Genomic DNA, 17,178 nt, shown 5'->3' with positions numbered 1-17,178 from the left:
TACCTCTCCTCGCTGACGACGGTTCTACGGGGAGTCTAGTACGCTCCCGAGGTTCTTAGGACCTCCGGCCTAGGAGTAAGGCCTGTTGTCACGTGGCATCCGCCACCAAGGGCAACAGGTGGCTCTCCAGGGTGGATACCAAGGCGTCCGCGGGGGCGCTGGTCTCCAGGTGCCGGCCGGTCTCCGCTGCCAGTGAGGTCACGCCGGCGTCGTCGATTCCGCAGGGAATGATGCGATCCAGGGAGAAGGTCTCCAGGTCGGGATCGACGTTCAGGCCGATCCCGTGCATGGTCACGCCGCGGGCGACCCTCACCCCCAGGGCGCAGATCTTGCGCTCGGGGCGCGCAAGCTGATCCGCCTCGCCCGCGGCTTCAGGATCGGCCGGCAGCCAGACCCCGGAGCGCCCCTCGACACGGATCGTCTCCAGTCCGTAGAGGTCGCACAGGTCAATGACGGCGGCCTCCAGGGCCCGTACGTAGCGGATGACGTCAATGGGCTGGGCCAGGCGCAGGATCGGGTACACGGTCAGCTGTCCGGGCCCGTGCCAGGTGGTCTTGCCGCCACGGTCCACGTCGACCACCGGTACGTGACCGGGCTCGACGACGTCGGCGCTGGGCCGCTCCCAGGAGTGGGCCCTCCTGCCGACGGTGTAGACCGGTTCGTGCTCCACGAGCAGAAGGGTCGAGGGGCGGTGCCCCTCCACGATCTCGCCGTGAACATCCCTCTGCCGCTGCCAACCCTCATGGAAGGGGATGAGCCGGGAACCGAGCTCCATGTCCTCACGCAGCACGGGCGCAGTCTACGTGACCACAACCGGCACCCGAACCCGAGTTATCCACAGGCCGGTCGAAAGGGCTGGTCATCACGGTGCGCCGTGATGACCATGGAGTGCATGAGCCCGACGACGTGCCCCTGCCCCGCCGACCGCCCCGGAGATGGAGCCTCCCACCGTCCCCGGCCCCGACGCCGTCCCGTACCTCGCCGGCGACTCCGGCCGCGCCGCGCGAGCGCCCCTCGCGCCGGCTCACTGCCACCCTCGGACGCGGAGCCGAGTATCCCTGACTCGGCGCTCGGCGCCCTGTCGCAGCAGGGCTACACCGTCGGTGAGGTCATGGGGCGCTCCACTGCCCCCAGCGCCCCTCGCCGTGGCCTCGATGCGCAGGGCCGCCATGTGGTCGTCCGGGTCGTCGACCTGCCCCACGGACGTGCTGGAGCCATAGTCCTGCGGCGCCTGGCCGACCTGCGCGTCCTGCGCCACCCCGGCCTGGTCACCGTGCGGGAGGTGGTCTCGCTGCCCGAGCATCGGGCGGGCGTCATCATGGACCTCGTCGACGGGGCGGGACTCGACGTGGTTCTGGGGGCGCGAGGACGACTGAACGTCTCCTCGCTGGCCACGCTCCTGGACGTTCTGGGCTCGGCACTGGCGTACCTGCACGAGCACGGAGCGACCCACGGGGACGTGTCGAGCGGCAACGTCCTGGTGACCGCCGATGGGCACCCGGTTCTCGTCGACCTGCTGGGCTCCGTCATGGAGACGGGCACGCAGGAGTATGCCGCGCCGGAACGCCTCGCCGGTGCCCCGCCTTCCGCGGCCGGTGACGTCTACGCCCTGGCTCGTCTGCTGACCGAGTGCTCGGGACAGGGCGGTACCGCCTCCCGGCGCCTGGCGGGAATCCTGACTGATGCCCTGGCCGAGGAGCCCGCAGACCGTCCCACCGCACGGGATCTGGCGGCCCGGGCACCTCAGCTCGGGCAGGCCTCACCCATCGAGCTGCCTGACGGCGCCCGCATGGCTGCCGGCTCCCTGCGAGCAGCGGCCCGCACCCCGACCCGCACGGTCGGCTCCAGGCTCACGCCCAAAAACCGACCGAGCCGCCGGCCGAGGACGAGGAGCGAGCCACGGAACAACCATGGCAGTGCCGGCCGCACCGGGCGAGGGCCCGCGGCCATACGCTGGGGGAGAAGGGGAGGATCAGGGCGCTCGCGCACCCGCGCCTGGGGACTTACGGCAGTGGCGCTGGTGGCCATCTGCCTGGCCGCCTGGGGGCCGGCCAAGGCCCTGGTGTCGCACAGGCCCGCGTGGGCGCTCGGAGCGGCCGCCGGCCCGCCAGCATCGGCGCGGCCGCTGACCTCCTCCCGCGCCGGAGCCATCCCTTCAGGTAGCCCGTCTCCCTTAGTCGCCGGGAGCTCAGTCGCAACGGCGTCGACGCAGGCTCCTGGCGGGAGCGGCGGCGTCGACGTGGCCAGCGTCGTCGTCGGACTGTCCGCGGCTCGAGACCGGGCCCTCATGGCCGGCGATGCCGTCGCTCTGGCTGCCACGACGGTACCGGGGTCGCCCGCGGCGCGGGCCGACACTCAGGTTCTCACTGAGCTGTCCGACTCCGGTGAAGGCGTCAAGGAGCTGCACACCTCCGTCAGCCAGGTCGCTGAGGTGAGGCTGCCTGACGACGCGGCGGAGCAGTGGGCCGGCGCGAGAGCGGTCCAGGTGACGCTGTCTCAAAGCGCCTCAACGCGTTCGGGGCCTGAGGGAACGCGGACGGTTCCGGCCCTCGCACCCCGCCAGGTCGTGCTCATCGTCGTCCCGGAGCCGTGGCGCGTTGCGGACATTCGAGCCGTGGAGTGACCTCTCAGGGGCACCGCAGGCCAGGCGCGGTCGATGAGTGGTGCGGATACGGACCTCTCGTTGGGTTCAGTAGGGCTCGGTCAGGACCGACGTGTAGCCCTCGTGCTCGAGCACGTCTCGTGCATCTGCCACCATCGCCGCCGAACCGCACAGGTAGACGTCCGTGCACTCGGGATCGAGCTGGAGGTCGTGAGCGAGCGCGGTGAGGGCCTGGGTGACTCGTCCGTGGAATGCGCCTGGAGCCTCCTGGCGGCTCAGACAGCGCACGACGGTCCCAGGCAAGGGGGAGCTGATCCTGGTGGTCAGGTCCTCCTCCTGGTGACGGCACCCGAAGAGCAGAGTGTCGTGCTCCAGGCCCGCAGCCTGAGCGAACATGGCCAGCATGGGTGCGATCCCCGTGCCGGTGGCGATGAACAGGCGGCGCCTGCCCGAGTCGGCGAGCCCGAAGCCGCCCAGGGGCAGCTCCACCACTGTCTGCGCGCCCGTGTCCGCGTTCTCAATGAACTGGGAACCTCGGCCGCCTGTCCGGGTGGAGATGAGCAGACGAAGACGATCCTCCTCCAGCCCCGCGATCGAGTAGTCACGCCATGCGTCATCGCCCACGTGCAGACGGGCGAACTGCCCTGGCGCCCACAAGCCGATCCTGCCGTCCAACTGCAGCTCCGCCTCCCACACGCTGGGAGTCAGGCGCCGTTTGGAGACCAGGGTGGCGAGGTGCTTGCCCTCGGGCAGAGGGTGCACTGCTCGAGACTCAGGAGCCTCGGGCCTCTCTCGCAGGGCGGAGGCGATAGTGGGATACCCGCGGGGCCCAAGGACCTGGCACGTGGCTGCGACTCCGCCCATCATGGCTCCCATGATGCCGGTGCTCCCGGCGTCCTGGCCGGAGAGGAACAGACCGGGGACGGCCGTGCGCGGCCCCAGGGGGTGGGACCGGAACCTCAGCGGAGTGGCCGGAGGACCGTAGAAGGCCCCGGCGGGATGAGCGGTGTAGTGCTCGTAGGTCAAAGGAGTGGAGGTCTCCACGTAGTCCACGAGCTCGGTCAGCCCCGGGGCCGCGCTCTCAGCCAGCTCCAGCATGCCTTGGGCGATGCGCTCCTTGAGAGCGAAGTACTCGGGGCCGCGGTTTTCTCGGGGCTGCTCGGCCCACTGCCGGAAGGCTCGCGCGTCACAGAAGGAGATGAGCTCGGCGGTATGTGGGGACTCGCCGGACTTCAGAGAGGGGAAGGAGACGAAGACGTCGTGAGGGCGCCCCTCGAGCAACGAATCCCTGTACCGTTGTGCGCCCTCGTGATCGAGGTCCCGGTTCACCCAGATGTTTCCACCATCGATGCCGATGCGGCGCGGGTCATCACGCAAGCGTAGGAAGACGGTGACCGCGGACGTGCCCGTACCCAGGTGCTCCAGCGAGCGGCGTGCGGGCCCGGTGCGTCTCCCGATCTCTCCCAATGTGGGCAACAGGCGGTTGAAGGTGTTGGAGGCGCCGATGGCGGACACGATGACCGGGGCGCGGTAGACGCGTTCGCGTACCTGGGAGCCTCTGTGGTCCATGACGCGGACCCCGACCGCCTTCCCGTTCTCGGTGAGGATCTCGGTGACCTCCTGAGCGACGCGGACCGCGCCTCCGGCCTGCTCGATGCCCTTCTCGAAGGTGCGGGCGATCCGAGCGCTGCCGCCGCGGGGGAACCAGGCGCCCTCGAGGTAGTGGGAGACGATCAGTGCGTGCACGGCAAAGGCCGATCGGGACGGCGGCAGGCCGTAGTCCCCCCACTGACTGGCCAGGACGGCCTTGAGCCTGGGGGAGCGGAAATGGGCATCCAGATACGCCTTCGTCGTCCGAGTGGCTTTCCGGCCTCCCAGGCGCTGGGCGGCCCTGAGCAGCGAGGCCGCAGGTCGGGGGACCATCCCCTGGACGAAGCTCAGCGTCACCCACCGTGTCACCCGGCGAACATCCTGGAAGTAACGGTGAATGGCTCTGGCCTCCTGGGGGAACGCGGCAATCAGGTCGCGCTCGTACCGAAGCGGATCGCTGCTGACGCGCAGGTCCACGCCCGGGTAGACGAATCTGTCGTAGGAGTCGGGCATGCGGTTCCACTCCAGCTCACCACCGGAGAGGTAGTCGAAGTAGGCGCGGCCCTGGCTTCCGGGACCGAGCTGACCGATGTAGTGCACCCCCACGTCCCAGGAGGCGCCGTCACGCCGGAAGGTGTGCGTCAGTCCGCCCGGTTCCGTATGCCGCTCCAGGACCAGAACTCGCTTGCCGGCGGCCCGCGCCAGCAGGCCGGCAGTCGTCAGGCCTCCAATACCCGAACCGATCACGATGACGTCGTAGGACATCCTTTACCCCTCCAGTAACTAGACAGTGTCAAGTCAGCATAGCAGTCAACTGGACACTGTCTAGTAGTTCGGTTCTAGACTCCTTCCATGACCTCAGAAACGACAGGTGCCTCAGGGCGCCGCGGCGGCCGGGATCTGCGCTCCGAGCTGCTGCGAACCAGCAGGGAGCTCCTCGATGAAGCCGGCCCCAGTGCCCTGAGTATGCGAGAGGTTGCACGTCGTGCCGGTTGTACGCACCAGGCGCCGTACCACTACTTCGCAAACCGCGAGGCCATCCTGGCGGCCTTGGTATGTGAGGGCTTCGATGAGCTCGCGGACAGGCTTGCTGCGGCGCACGAGGGGCTTGGGGGTGCAGATCTGCATGCGGTCCTGGTGGCTTCGGGAAACGCTTACGTTGAGTTCGCGCTACGCCATCCCGGGGTGTTCCGAGTGATGTTCCGGCCCGACGTCTGCGATCCCGAGCGCTTCCCGGAGGTGGTGCAGGCCGGTGAGCGTGCGCGTCATGAGCTGGCCCGTCTGGCGAAGGCCATGATGGGCGATGGTGCTCAGGTCGAGGCGGAGGTTCTGATCTGGTCTGGCGTGCACGGCCTGGCCTCGCTGCTCCTCGACGGCCCCTTGGCAGGCGAGTTCAGCTCCACGGAGGATCGCATCGACTTTGCTCGCGGCGTCGTCGGTCTTGCTGGGGTGCCTGGGGTTGGTAGGGGATGAGGGAGCGGGAATCGTCATAGTGGCAGGTGTGTGACGGAAGCGGAAAGGTGTTCGGTCTCCTGGCTGAATGTCTTTGTTGAAGTTGAATAGCAACTTAGGTTGACAAAGTAGTTTCGTCAACCTAGGTTGCTCGCATGGATGCGCTCACCGCAGCCACTGAGGCTGCTGACACCACTCGCCCCGAAGATGGGCTACGAGCCGTGGCGGCTCTGCGACGACTGACGGACAGCCTTGAGCTTGCGCAGGTCGAGGCCGCTCTGCGCGCGGGCATGGGATGGATCGAGATCGCCTCCTGTCTTGGAGTCTCTCGTCAGGCAGTCCACAAGAAGTACGCAAAGCGAGTTCAGCCCGGATTGGCCCCGACCCGAAGGAGATGACGATGCCCGCCGTTAACCACTACCTGACCTGGCTCGAAGCCACGCACGCGGAAGCCGCGCGCCTTCGCCACCGGGAGGTCGAGCCGGAGCACATGCTCCTCGGTCTCCTCGCCCAAGGCGGGACGGCTGCGGCCGTCTTGGCGGCCCAGGGCGTGACTCTCACGCGAGCGCGTGCCGCCATCGACGACATGGCTCATGCGGATCTTGCGCGCGTGGGCATCAGCCTTCCCGACGCCGTCAGACCTGCGCCGATCTCAGCCGAAGAGCTGACCGCGGAGGCGGGAGGAGAGATTCCCCTCTCGGACGCTGCTGCCGAGTTCTTTGACAACACGGGGGCTTCATTCAGCACCAGCGCTCAGGCTCTACAAGCCCTCATCTCCTCATCCACCGTCTCGCTCCAGTCCCCGGTTGTCAGGCTTCTGGCTCACTGCGGTGTTGATGTCGGCTACCTGCGCACTGAGCTCAGCGAGATAGCAGCCGACGAGGAATCGGCCCGGGGACGCTACCGGATGACTGATGAGTACCGTGGGTACGGTCTGGATCGGGTCCTGAGTCAGGAACGCTTCATCTCAGCGCCGGTGGCTCAGCTGGCGGCCCTACTGAGGGACCCGGAACGGCTCACGTGGTGGGGGATGCCCCGGCAGCAGCTGGTTGAGGTACTTTCCGACGGCGCCGTGCAGAGGGCGGAGGGGCGACGTCGAACCGCCTTCCTGAGGTGGCGGCTGGAGACGGTCGTGGACACGAGGGTTACCTGGTCGTGCACCGTCGTCTCAGGGCGTCGCGACGGTGAGGTGGCATCCGTTCGTGACCTGCACCTGATTGAGGCGCCAGGCGGCACTCGTGTCCGTGTGGTCCTGGCACATCGCACATGGGGACGGCTGGGGACGCTGCTCTACCCGATCGTCTGGCGCGGGACTCGTCTGGGGCTGGAGAACACGCTCGCCGGTATCGCACGGGCTGCAGCGGAGGACTCCTGAGCCAAGCCGTGAGCCCGGGAACGGACAGCGGCGGTTGTCGTATGCCCGAGTACAGGACCCGATGGCCCGGGTACAACGAACGGGGCCCCGCACCGTGATGGTGCGGGGCCCCGTTGACGGCCTAGCGGGCCGAGCGCAGGCTCACAGCCCCAGCTCGCCGCCGAAGTCGCCCTCCTCGAGGCGCTTCTTGACCGTCATGAGGTAGCGGGCCGCGTCCGCGCCGTCCACCAGTCGGTGGTCGTAGGACAGGGCCAGGTAGCACACCGAGCGGATGGCGATGACCTCGCCGCCGTCGGCATCCTTGATGACGCGCGGCTGGCGCTGGATGGCGCCCAGCCCCAGGATCGCGACCTCCGGCTGGTTGATGATCGGGGTGTCGAACAGGGCACCGCCGCTGCCGGTGTTGGTGATCGTGAAGGTCGAGCCGCTGAGCTCATCGGGGTTGACCTTGTTGTCCCGGGTACGGGCGGCCAGGTCGTTGATGCGCTTGGCCAGCCCGGGGATGTTGAGGTCCCCGGCGTTCTTGACCACCGGCACGAGCAGGCCGCGCGGCGTGTCCACCGCGATGCCGACGTGCTCGACATCGTGGTAGGTGACGTTCTTGCCCTCGATGGAGGCGTTGATCTTCGGGTGGGCCTTGAGGGCCTCCGTCGCCGCCTGGACGAAGAAGGGCAGGAAAGTCAGCTTGGTGCCGTTCTTGGCCAGGAAGTCGTTCTTCGCGCGGGCCCGCAGAGCGGCCACGCGAGTCACGTCCACCTCGACGACGGTGGTCAGCTGGGCGGAGGTCTGCAGGGAGTCGATCATGCGATCGGCGATGACCTGACGCAGCCGGCTCATCTTCTCCGTGCGGCCACGCAGGGTGGTGTCCACCTCGGGCTTGGCCGAGGCCGGCTTGGCCGCGGCGGCAGGCGCCGAGGCCTCAGTAGCCGGAGCCGGGGCGGCTGCCGCCGCGCGGGCCTCCTCAGCGGCCTTGGCGGCAGCCTCCACGTCCTGCTTGCGGATGCGTCCGCCCACACCCGTACCGGTGACGGTGGACAGGTCCACACCCTTGTCCTTGGCGAGCTTGCGCACGATCGGCGTGACGTAGGAACCCGAGGCTCCAGAGCTCACCGGGGCGGCGGCCGCAGGCGCCGCGGTCGCAGCCGGTGCCGGGGCGGGAGCCGGGGGGTCGGGTGCGGCATGGGGCGCGCGGGCGGCCGGTGCTGGGGCGGAGCCTGCGTCAGAGGGGTCGCCGATGATGGCCAGGACGGTGCCGACCTCGACGGTCTCGTCCTCGGGGACGCGGATCTCCAGCAGGACGCCGGATGCGGGGGAGGGGACCTCGGTGTCGACCTTGTCGGTGGCGACCTCCAGCAGGGGCTCGTCGGCCTCGACGGTGTCTCCCACGGCCTTGAGCCAGGAGGAGACCGTCCCCTCGGTGACGGACTCACCCAGAGCCGGCATCTTCACCTCAGTGCCCTCGGCCGAGCCGCCGGCCTGCGGGGCGGCGGGGGCCGGGGCCTCAGCGGCTGGGGTGGGAGCCGGTGCCGGGGGCTCGGGTGCGGCCTGCGGCGCGGGCGCCGCAGGAGCCGGGGCGGAGCCCGCCTCGGAGGGGTCGCCGATGATGGCCAGGACGGTGCCGACCTCGACGGTCTCGTCCTCGGGGACGCGGATCTCCAGCAGGACGCCGGATGCGGGGGAGGGGACCTCGGTGTCGACCTTGTCGGTGGCGACCTCCAGCAGGGGCTCGTCGGCCTCGACGGTGTCTCCCACGGCCTTGAGCCAGGAGGAGACCGTCCCCTCGGTGACGGACTCACCCAGGGCGGGCATCTTCACGGACTCTGACATTACTGTCTTCCTTACTCTCGTCTAGCTGGATCAGCCGTGGTTGTGCAGCGGCTTGCCGGCGAGGGCCATGGCGGCCTCGCCGAGGGTCTCGTTCTGGGTGGGGTGGGCGTGGACCAGGGCGGCGACGTCGTCGGCGTCGGCCTCCCAGGACACCATGAGCTGTCCCTCACCCACCTGCTCGCCCATGCGGGCGCCGATGGCGTGGAAGCCCAGGATCGGGCCGTCCTTGAGGGAGACGAGCTTGACGAAGCCCTGCGTCCCCAGGATCTGGCTCTTGGCGTTGCCGGCCACGTTGAACTCGGCGGAGGTGATGTTCTCCTTGCCGTGGATCTCGGCGGCCTTGGCCTCAGACAGCCCCACCGAGGCGATCTCGGGCTCGCAGAAGGTCACCTTGGGTACCAGGACGTCGTCGACCGGGGTCGGGTCCAGGCCCGCGATCTTCTCCGCCACGACGATGCCCTGGGCAAAGCCGCGGTGGGCGAGCTGGACGCCGGGGACGATGTCACCCACGGCCCACACGCCCGGGACGTTGGTGCGGCCGTACTCGTCGGCCAGGACGAAGCCGCGGTCCATGGCGACCCCGACCTCCTCGTAGCCGAGGTTGGCGGTCGCCGGTCCACGGCCCACGGCGATGAGGAGGACCTCGGCCTCATGGGTCTTGCCGTCCTGGGTGCGCACGGTCACCCCGCCGTCGTGGCGCTCGACCGACTCGAACATCGTGTTGGTGCGGAAGGTGATCTTGCGCTTGCGGAAGGCGCGCTCGAGCTGCTTGGCGATCGCCTCGTCCTCGTTGGGCACCAGGTGGGGCAGCCCCTCGATGATAGTGACCTGGCTGCCCATGGAGGCCCAGGCCGAGGCGAACTCCACCCCGATGACGCCGCCACCCAGAATCACTGCCGAGGCGGGGACGTGGTCCATCTCCAGGGCTTCCTCGGAGGTGATGACGCCTCCGGAGATCTCCTGCCCGATGGTCTTGGAGTAGGAGCCGGAGGCGAGGACCACGTTGCGGCCGGTGATGCGACGGCCGTCAACCTCGACGGCGTCGGCGGCCACCAGACGTCCCCACCCCTGGATCAGGTCAATGCCCCGCGAGGACACCAGGCCCTCCAGGCCCTTGTGCATCCGCGAGACGATGCTGTTCTTGTACTTCTGGACGCCAGGCATGTCCACGCCCTCGAAGGCGGCCTTGATGCCCACCGTGGCGGCCTCGCGCACGGCATCGGCGGTCTCGGCGGCGTGCAGCAGGGCCTTGGTGGGCACGCAGCCGCGGTGGAGGCAGGTGCCCCCCAGCTTGTCCGCCTCGATGAGGGCGACCTTGAGGCCCAGTTGGGCGCCACGCAGGGCGGCGGCGTAGCCCCCTGATCCCGCGCCCAGAATGACCATGTCGTAGACGGTCTCTGTCACGAACTCACTCCTTGTTGGTTGGTCACGTCGCCCCCGCGGGGCGGCTCGGCACGGGGCCATTGTTCCACCTGAAGAGGGAGTGCAGGAGCCACGGGGGTTGCTGTTTAGGGACCAGAGTCCTGAAAACGGGGTGAGACGCATCACCGTTCATGGGTGGTTTCGGCAACGAGCCGTGCCGGGGCGCTCGTGTGAGGCCCCGGCACGGCTCGTCGTCAACTCGTCTCCGCTGGGCGCGGGCTCAGGAAAGGATGCTGACCTCGGCGGACAGCGAACGGAGCAGCTCCACCAGGGTGGAGACCCCCATGCCCGTCCCGCCGGTCGGAGTCAGGCCCCAGGGAGAGGAGTCGTTGTAGGCGGGACCGGCGATGTCGAGGTGGGCCCACGGCCGGTGCCCGACGAATTCGCGCAGGAACAGCCCGGCCGAGAGCATCCCGCCGGCACGCGAGCCGACCTTGGTGTTGCGCAGGTCGGCGAAGGGCGAGTCCAGGGTGGCACGCAGGTGCGCCGGCAGCGGCATCGGCCAGAAGGACTCTCCGGCCCGCTGCGCCGCGGCGACGACCTCCTCGCGAAGGTCCGGCGTCCCCATGACGGCGGCCACGTGGTCGCCCAGGGCCACGATTTGCGCCCCGGTGAGGGTGGCCACGTCCAGGACGGCATCGGGCTCCTCCGTGACGGCCCGTGCCAGGGCGTCGGCCATGACCAGGCGCCCCTCGGCGTCGGTGTTGGTCACCTCCACAGTGGTGCCGTCGAACATCGTGATGACGTCGCTGGGGCGCTGGGCGTCGGCGCCGGGCATGTTCTCGGCCAGCGCCAGCCACGCGGTGACGCGGATCGGAAGTGCCAGGCGCGCGGCCGTGACGATGGCGCCCAGCACGGTGGCGGCCCCCGCCATGTCGGACTTCATCTCCGGCATCGAGGAGGCCGGCTTGAGGGACAGGCCGCCGGAGTCGAAGGTGATGCCCTTGCCGATGAGGGCGACGTGCTTGGGGCGACCGGCTGCTCCGTCACCCTCGACCTGTGAGCCCTCCTGCCCGCCGGAGGCCTTGGCTGCGTGCTCCGGCGACCACTCCAGACGGACCAGGCGCGCCGGGTGCACCGAGCCCTGAGCCACGCCGAGGATCCCCCCGAAGCCCTGCTCGACCAGTGCCGGGGCGTCCCAGATCTCAACGCGGATGCCGGCCTCCTGCCCGGCTGCGCGGGCCCTCTCGGCGAAGACCTCCGGAGTCAGCCGGTTCGGCGGCTCGTTGACCAGATCCCGGGTCAGTGCCGTGGCCTGGGACAGCGCCAGGGCTCCCGCCAGCGCCTCCTGCCCCTCGGGGGTGTCGGCCAGGGGGGAGATGATCGAGATGGTCGTGAGCGGGGAGGTGTTCTTCGAGGCCGTCTCCTGTCCGGGGCGGTCCTCGTTCTTCGTCGCGCTCCAGGAGTATGCGCCCAGGGCGGCTCCGTGCGCGACGGCGGCGAGCTGCTCCTCGCAGAGCGTGGGCAGTGCCAGGACCGCGGAGTCGGTCTCGGCCAGTGCTCGGGTGGCGCGTCCGGCTGCCCGGCGCAGGAGACCGGTCTGGTTGTAGCCCAGTGCGGCCTCGTCGTCAGTGGTGACGGCGAGCGGATCGGTGTCGGCCCAGCCCGTTCCGACGCCGACCACGAGGATCGTCGCCGGTCCCCGGTAGCCCTGGGCAGTCACCGCGGAGGAGGGCAGACGCACCACCGAGTCCTGGGCGCCCGAGAAGCCCAAGGCGGGCAGCAGGGTCACCAGGGCGTTGACGTCCAGGTCCTCCAGGGCGGTGCTCGACGGCGGCTCGAGGCCCTCCAGGAGAATCTCGGGGGCCTCGGCCCCGTCCCGGCCCGGCGCTGCGGCCAGGACGAGCACGTCGGCCTCGGTGCCGGAGGCGTCATCAGGGACGACGTCGGATCCCGCCTCGGATCCGCTGCCCTTGACGCTGGCACCGTCGGCGTTGCCCTCCTGGTCCTCGGAGGCATCCTCGTCGCCGTCGGAGTCCTGCTTCAGGTCCCGCTCGGCGGCTTCGGCATCTGTCGAGCCGGCCCCGTCGCCGGCTGCGGGAGCCTCGGAGCTCTCGGCCTCCTTGTCCGTGTCGACCTCGGCCTGACTGCTGAGGTCGGTATCCTTGCGGTCATCGTCCGCCGAGGCGCGTGCGTTCAGGGATTTGGTCAACTTAATGGTGCTCACGTTGTGAATAGTAACGTTCTGGCATTGGTTGGAGGTTGAACCGGTGCTGCGCGTGCCGAAGGTCATCACACGGAAAGGTCGTTCCTCATGGACGAGCGCTCATCGGTACGCCCGGTTCAGGACACCCGCCGTCCCGCATACGGGTGGGGGCGGATCCTGGTCGGCGTCTTCGCCGTCTTCGGGGCGATCGTCCTCGTCCCCTCCCTGACGACGCTGTTGAGAAGCCCCGATGAGGAGCCCGCGGTGTGGTCGCTCAACCTCCTGGGGGGCGTCCTGTACCTCCTGCTGGCCGTCTGTGTGGCTCACAACGGGCGCCGGATGCGCAATATCGGCTGGATGTGCCTGGGGGCGCTGGCCACCATGGCAGTGCTCATCGGTGTTCTCACCCTGCCCACCCCTTCGCCCGCCGACCTCAGCGTCTCGGTGTGGGCGCACTGGGGCCGGTCTCGGTGGTACCTGCCCGCGATCCTCCCGGTGGTCGCCGCTGCGTGGATGTGGATGTCCGACCCCCGGCGCATCGTGGCCAACGCCGAGCGCATCACCGAGCTATCCGACACCCTCACCGAGAGCATCAGCGAGAAGGCCCGGGCGGTCCAGGAGGGCCGGACTCACAAGACGTCCCGCGGTGGTCGGGACCGGTGAGGCGCTGCGGCGAGTCCTGAACAGGGCCGCAGCGCGTTGAGCCCCGGCGGACTTTCATCGGCGCCGGGAACGGCGTGAGCTGCGCGAGCTGACTCGGCTGATACGGCTGATCCTTCCGATTCTGCGCCGAGGAACGGGGCGGGAGTGCCACCTGTCCTGAAGCCGTGAGCCCCAGGAGGTGTAGGTGGCGGCGGCTGTGCGGGCCTGCGCCTGGGCCTCGTAGACCCGTTCGACGACGATCCTCCGGGACACCCAGCCCACCAGCTCCTCCGCACCGGAGCCGGCGGTGCGGGCGACCACCGGAAGGCCCTCCAGGCGGGTATCGGTCAGGGCCTGAAGCACGTCGGTCGCCTCGTCCTCGCAGTCGAGACGGTCACGGACCAGCGTCAGGTCCGCCACCGTCGCCGGCCGGGCAGAGACGTCGTCGGAGTCCTCGCTCAGGAGCGACTCGGCGAGCTGTGCGGCCGTCACGCAACCGAGCAGCTCGCCGCCGGTGCCGCCCTGTCCGGTGGCGACCACGGGCAGGGCCGAGAGGCCACGGCGGCTCATCACGGAGGCGGCCTGGCTGAGTGACGCCGTGGCCTGGAGCACCCCGGGAGGATCCACCATGAGTCGGGAGGCGCGGGTGCGTCCCAGGAGTGTGGTGGCCATCGGGTCCTCGACATCCTCTCCGCGACGACGCAGCTCCTCGGTGAACAGTGTGCCGCGTGACAGGAACCGGCTGATGAAGGTGGCCAGCACCGTGGCCAGCATGAGGGGCACCAGGAGCGCGTGCTGCCCGGTCATCTCAATGATGAGCAGGACCGCCGTCATCGGGGCGCGAGCCGCACCGGCGAAGACCGCCCCCATGCCGATCACCCCAAAGACTCCGGCGGCCGGCGCGTAGCTGGGAGCCACGAGGGTGCCGAAGGCGGCGCCGAGCGTCCCACCGATGAACAGGGACGGGGCGAACACCCCGCCGACGAAGCCCATTCCCAGGGTCAAGGAGGTCGCCAGCATCTTGGCCACGCACAGCACCAGCAGCAGCGTCAGGGCGTAGCGTCCTGCCAGCGCCCGGTTGAGAGCGGCTGATGACTCGCCGTACATCTCGGGCAGAATCAGGAGAGTCGTACCGACCGCCAGCCCGCCAATGCCCGGACGCGCCCAGATCGGAATGCCCAAGCGCTGCCAGGCGCGGGTCAGGGCGTCGAGGATGACGAAGCGAAGACGCATGAAGCCGACACCGACTCCGCCGCCCACGGCTCCCAGCAGCGCGACCCAGCCCAGCTGGGCGTCACCGGACAGGTCCAGGTAGGGGAGTGACAGAGACAGCGTCGTTCCCAGTAGGTGGTGCGACAGGACCGTCGAGGAGACGCAGGCCAGGACAATGACGATGAAGGCGTCGGCGCTGAAGCCCATGAGGATGACCTCCAGGGCGAAGAAGGCCCCAGCCAGTGGCGCGTTGAAGGCGGAGGCGATGCCGGCGGCCGTTCCGGCGGCGGCCAGGTGGCGGATCGAGGACCGGTGCAGCCGCAGCCTCCGTCCGATGATGCTTGCTGTCGACGCGCCCAGCTCGGCGATCGGCCCCTCCGGACCGACCGAGCCCCCGCCACCGATCGTCAGCGCAGCCGACGTCGTCGCGGCCAAGGCCGGTAGGGGCGCCATGGTGCCGTCGCCGTGACGAGTCGACCAGATGACGCCGGCCACCCCGTGGCCCGTGGGGGTAAGGCCCAGTCGGGACATCAACGGTCCTGTCAGCAGGCCGGAGAGCACCGGGGTGACTAGGACGAACCAGGTTCCCAGAGGTGCCAGGAGCCCGACCGAAGGCCCCATCGACACGGTGTAGTCGTCGGCTCCGCTCAGCAGCTGGGACCAGGCGTCGATTCCCAGCCGGAACAGCACCGCACCCAGGCCCGAGGCGAGCCCTACCAGCACCGCCAGGATGTAGAGGCCGAAGCGATGATGGCGGAAGAGGCTGCCTGCGCGCTGCGACAGGGGGGCGGACAGCCTCTTCCAGACGCGATCCATCAGTGCAGGTTCTCCACCTTGACCGTGAAGGTCTCCTCCTCACCCTGCCCCTCGGCATGGGAGGAGGCTGTGCCGATCCTCCACACCTGCCGGTAGAAGCTCAGCTCGGCCTCGTAACGCCGCCGGATGTTCGTCGCCAGACGGAAGCCGTGGCCCTCACCCTGGAAGACCTCCAGGGCCACCGGGGCGCCGGCCTCCTTGAGGGCCTCATACATGGCGGTGGCCTGCTCCGCCGGGACGATCGGATCCTCCGAGCCCTGGATGAGCAGCAGCGGGACGTTGATGTCCTCGATGTGGTTGATGGGGCTGCGCTCATCGAGCACCGGGTCGTCGATGTCCTGGGTTCCCATGAGCTGGCCGATGTAGTGCGACTCGAACTTGTGGGTGGTGCGCACCAGCCTCTTGAGGTCGGTCACCCCGAAGCAGGAGCTGGCCGCCGTGAACACGGAGGAGCGGGTGATGGCCGACAGTACCGTGAAGCCCCCGGCCGAACCTCCGCGGATCGCGATACGGCGCGGGTCGACGAGCCCGGCGTCGACCAGGTGCTGGGCCCCGTTGACGCAGTCGTCGACGTCGTAGATGCCCCACTTGCCCTCCAGGGCCTTGCGGTAGCCGGTTCCGTAGCCCATGGAGCCGCGGTAGTTGACGTCCAGGTAGCCGAAGCCCCGGCTGGTCCAGTACTGGATGCGCAGGTCGTAGCCGGGGACCGCCGTGGCCGTCGGGCCGCCGTGGACGTTGACGATCAGCGGCGCCAGCTCGCCGTCGGGGCCAGTGTGAGAGGCCGAGGTCGGCGGGTAGTAGAAGCCGTGGGCGGTGTCGCCGTCGCTGGTGGGCCAGGAGACCGGCTCGGGGAAGGACACCCCGGTGCCCTCAGGCACGAACTCGCCCGAGCCTCGCAGCACCTTCACCGTGCCGTTCTTGACCTCCACGATGCTGGGCATCGACATCTCGTTGGAGGCCAGCATGACGACGCGCCCGGCGTTGGAGGCGACGTTGCCGATCGGCTGCCACCCCACGTTCCACTCCTCGAGCTCCCCGTTGGCGAGCTTGATGGTCCCCAGGTGGGAGACCGCATCGCGGGCCCAGGAGGTGATGATGTGCTCGGAGTCGAGCACGTCGAAGGAGTGCGGCCCCAGCTGCCAGGAGGCCGGGTTGGTGAAGGTGGCCTCGGCCGGGTGCAGGGGGCGGGTGCGCAGCTTCTCCGACCAGCCGGTGCGGTTGGTGCCGCGTACCGGGAAGCCCTCAGTGCGGTAGAGGTTCCAGAAGCCCGAGGCGTTGGAGCCGTGCACGAGCTCGCACTCCTCGGTCCAGCGGGGCTCGGAGACCGAGTGCCCGTTGCCGCCGTCCACCAGCGTCTGCTCGCCAAGAGTCCCGTCCGGGCCGAGATCCCCCACGTGCAGGCTGGCGTTGTCCCACGGCATCCCCGGGTGGTCCCAGGTGATCCAGGCCAGGTGCTCGCCGTCGGGGGACAGCGTCGGGGCGACCACGAAGTCTGTGCCCGACACCAGTGTGCGCACGCGGGAGTCATCGCGGGCGGCCGAGCCGTCCAGGGGAATGGCGACCAAGGTGTTCACGGCCTCGCCGCCGCCTCGGTGGTCCTCGCGGACGGCGTAGACCAGGCCCCGGCCCGTGTCGATCTCCAGGTCGCCGTGTCGCACGTCCCCGTAGATCGTGAGCGGGACCAGGCCCCGCATGCGGTGCGCCACGTCGTACCGGTAGAGGCGCCCGTCCCCGGCGTGCGAGACCACGATGATCCCGCTGTCGACGGCGTAGGCCCGCCCTCCGTACTCGTGCACCCGGGTGCGCACATCGACCAGCTCGTCGGCGGGTGTCAGCGGAAGCACCTCACCGATCTGGCCGTCGCCGTTGCGGCGGAGCAGTACGTTGCGGCCCGCCTGTGAGGCGCGCTGCTCCACCCAGTAGGTGTCTGCGCCGTCCACACGGACCTGGGAGAGCAGGACCGTCCGGGTCGTGATGGTGCCCGGGGTGATGGGCGAGGGCCAGGTACCGAAAGGGGCTGTGGTGCTCATGGTTCCTCCTGGAGGGCAGTCCTGAGGGGCGGTCGGGCGATCACGAACGACGCCGTCGACCGGT

Annotated in this window: 12 protein-coding genes; 5 read left to right on the top strand and 7 right to left on the bottom strand. The window is 69.5% G+C overall.

The window, feature by feature from the left end:
• Positions 1-88: 88 nt before the first annotated feature.
• Positions 89-790 carry a lipoyl(octanoyl) transferase LipB gene (lipB, locus tag HMPREF9058_RS05895; RefSeq protein WP_009406303.1) on the bottom strand — a complete coding sequence of 234 codons (702 nt, stop codon included), beginning with the start codon at positions 788-790 and terminating at the stop codon, positions 89-91.
• Between the two features lie 102 nt (positions 791-892).
• On the opposite strand from lipB, the gene HMPREF9058_RS05890 reads away from it, so the two are divergent.
• A complete protein-coding gene (locus tag HMPREF9058_RS05890; RefSeq protein WP_043537824.1) occupies positions 893-2,623 on the top strand; it encodes a serine/threonine-protein kinase in 1,731 nt (576 codons plus the stop codon).
• Positions 2,624-2,689: 66 nt separating this feature from the next.
• Here the strand turns inward: HMPREF9058_RS05890 and HMPREF9058_RS05885 are convergent, their stop codons facing one another.
• Positions 2,690-4,957, bottom strand: a complete 2,268-nt coding sequence (locus HMPREF9058_RS05885) for an FAD-dependent oxidoreductase (protein WP_009747572.1) — start codon at positions 4,955-4,957, stop codon at positions 2,690-2,692.
• Between the two features lie 87 nt (positions 4,958-5,044).
• On the opposite strand from HMPREF9058_RS05885, the gene HMPREF9058_RS05880 reads away from it, so the two are divergent.
• The 3 genes from HMPREF9058_RS05880 (at position 5,045) to HMPREF9058_RS05870 (ending at position 7,019) form a co-directional block, all read left to right on the top strand.
• On the top strand, positions 5,045-5,665 hold the full coding sequence (locus tag HMPREF9058_RS05880) for a TetR/AcrR family transcriptional regulator (protein ID WP_043537663.1): 621 nt from the start codon (positions 5,045-5,047) through the stop codon (positions 5,663-5,665).
• A gap of 134 nt (positions 5,666-5,799) precedes the next feature.
• Complete coding sequence (locus tag HMPREF9058_RS13780; RefSeq protein WP_009406403.1) at positions 5,800-6,042, top strand: hypothetical protein; 243 nt, start codon at positions 5,800-5,802, stop codon at positions 6,040-6,042.
• 2 nt (positions 6,043-6,044) lie between these two features.
• On the top strand, positions 6,045-7,019 hold the full coding sequence (locus HMPREF9058_RS05870) for a Clp protease N-terminal domain-containing protein (RefSeq protein WP_009405751.1): 975 nt from the start codon (positions 6,045-6,047) through the stop codon (positions 7,017-7,019).
• Between the two features lie 141 nt (positions 7,020-7,160).
• Here the strand turns inward: HMPREF9058_RS05870 and sucB are convergent, their stop codons facing one another.
• The 3 genes from sucB to HMPREF9058_RS05855 form a co-directional block, all read right to left on the bottom strand.
• The gene (gene sucB, locus HMPREF9058_RS05865) at positions 7,161-8,846 is read right to left on the bottom strand and encodes a 2-oxoglutarate dehydrogenase, E2 component, dihydrolipoamide succinyltransferase (protein WP_009747345.1); all 1,686 of its coding nucleotides are present in this window, start codon (positions 8,844-8,846) and stop codon (positions 7,161-7,163) included.
• A gap of 30 nt (positions 8,847-8,876) precedes the next feature.
• Entirely contained in the window at positions 8,877-10,250 is a 1,374-nt protein-coding gene (gene lpdA / locus HMPREF9058_RS05860) for a dihydrolipoyl dehydrogenase (RefSeq protein ID WP_009405889.1), read from the bottom strand.
• A 238-nt stretch (positions 10,251-10,488) separates the two neighbouring features.
• Positions 10,489-12,501 (bottom strand): leucyl aminopeptidase, encoded by a 2,013-nt coding sequence (locus HMPREF9058_RS05855; RefSeq protein WP_043537662.1) that lies wholly within the window; start codon positions 12,499-12,501, stop codon positions 10,489-10,491.
• 21 nt (positions 12,502-12,522) lie between these two features.
• Here HMPREF9058_RS05855 and HMPREF9058_RS05850 point away from each other — a divergent pair, with 21 nt between their 5' ends.
• On the top strand, positions 12,523-13,077 hold the full coding sequence (locus HMPREF9058_RS05850; RefSeq protein ID WP_009405434.1) for a hypothetical protein: 555 nt from the start codon (positions 12,523-12,525) through the stop codon (positions 13,075-13,077).
• 54 nt (positions 13,078-13,131) lie between these two features.
• On the opposite strand, the gene HMPREF9058_RS05845 is transcribed toward HMPREF9058_RS05850, so the two are convergent.
• Together HMPREF9058_RS05845 and HMPREF9058_RS05840 are read right to left on the bottom strand one after the other, a co-directional pair.
• A complete protein-coding gene (locus HMPREF9058_RS05845; RefSeq protein ID WP_009405764.1) occupies positions 13,132-15,084 on the bottom strand; it encodes a chloride channel protein in 1,953 nt (650 codons plus the stop codon).
• Complete coding sequence (locus tag HMPREF9058_RS05840) at positions 15,084-17,114, bottom strand: S9 family peptidase (RefSeq protein ID WP_009406361.1); 2,031 nt, start codon at positions 17,112-17,114, stop codon at positions 15,084-15,086. The genes HMPREF9058_RS05845 and HMPREF9058_RS05840 overlap by 1 nt, the downstream gene beginning before the upstream one ends.
• Positions 17,115-17,178 lie beyond the last annotated feature (64 nt).

Origin of the sequence: Actinomyces sp. oral taxon 175 str. F0384 (assembly GCF_000223355.1) — a bacterium.
GTDB lineage: Bacteria > Actinomycetota > Actinomycetes > Actinomycetales > Actinomycetaceae > Actinomyces > Actinomyces oris.
Note: the sequence above shows the minus strand (reverse complement) of the source record. Positions and strands in the feature narration are given on the sequence as shown.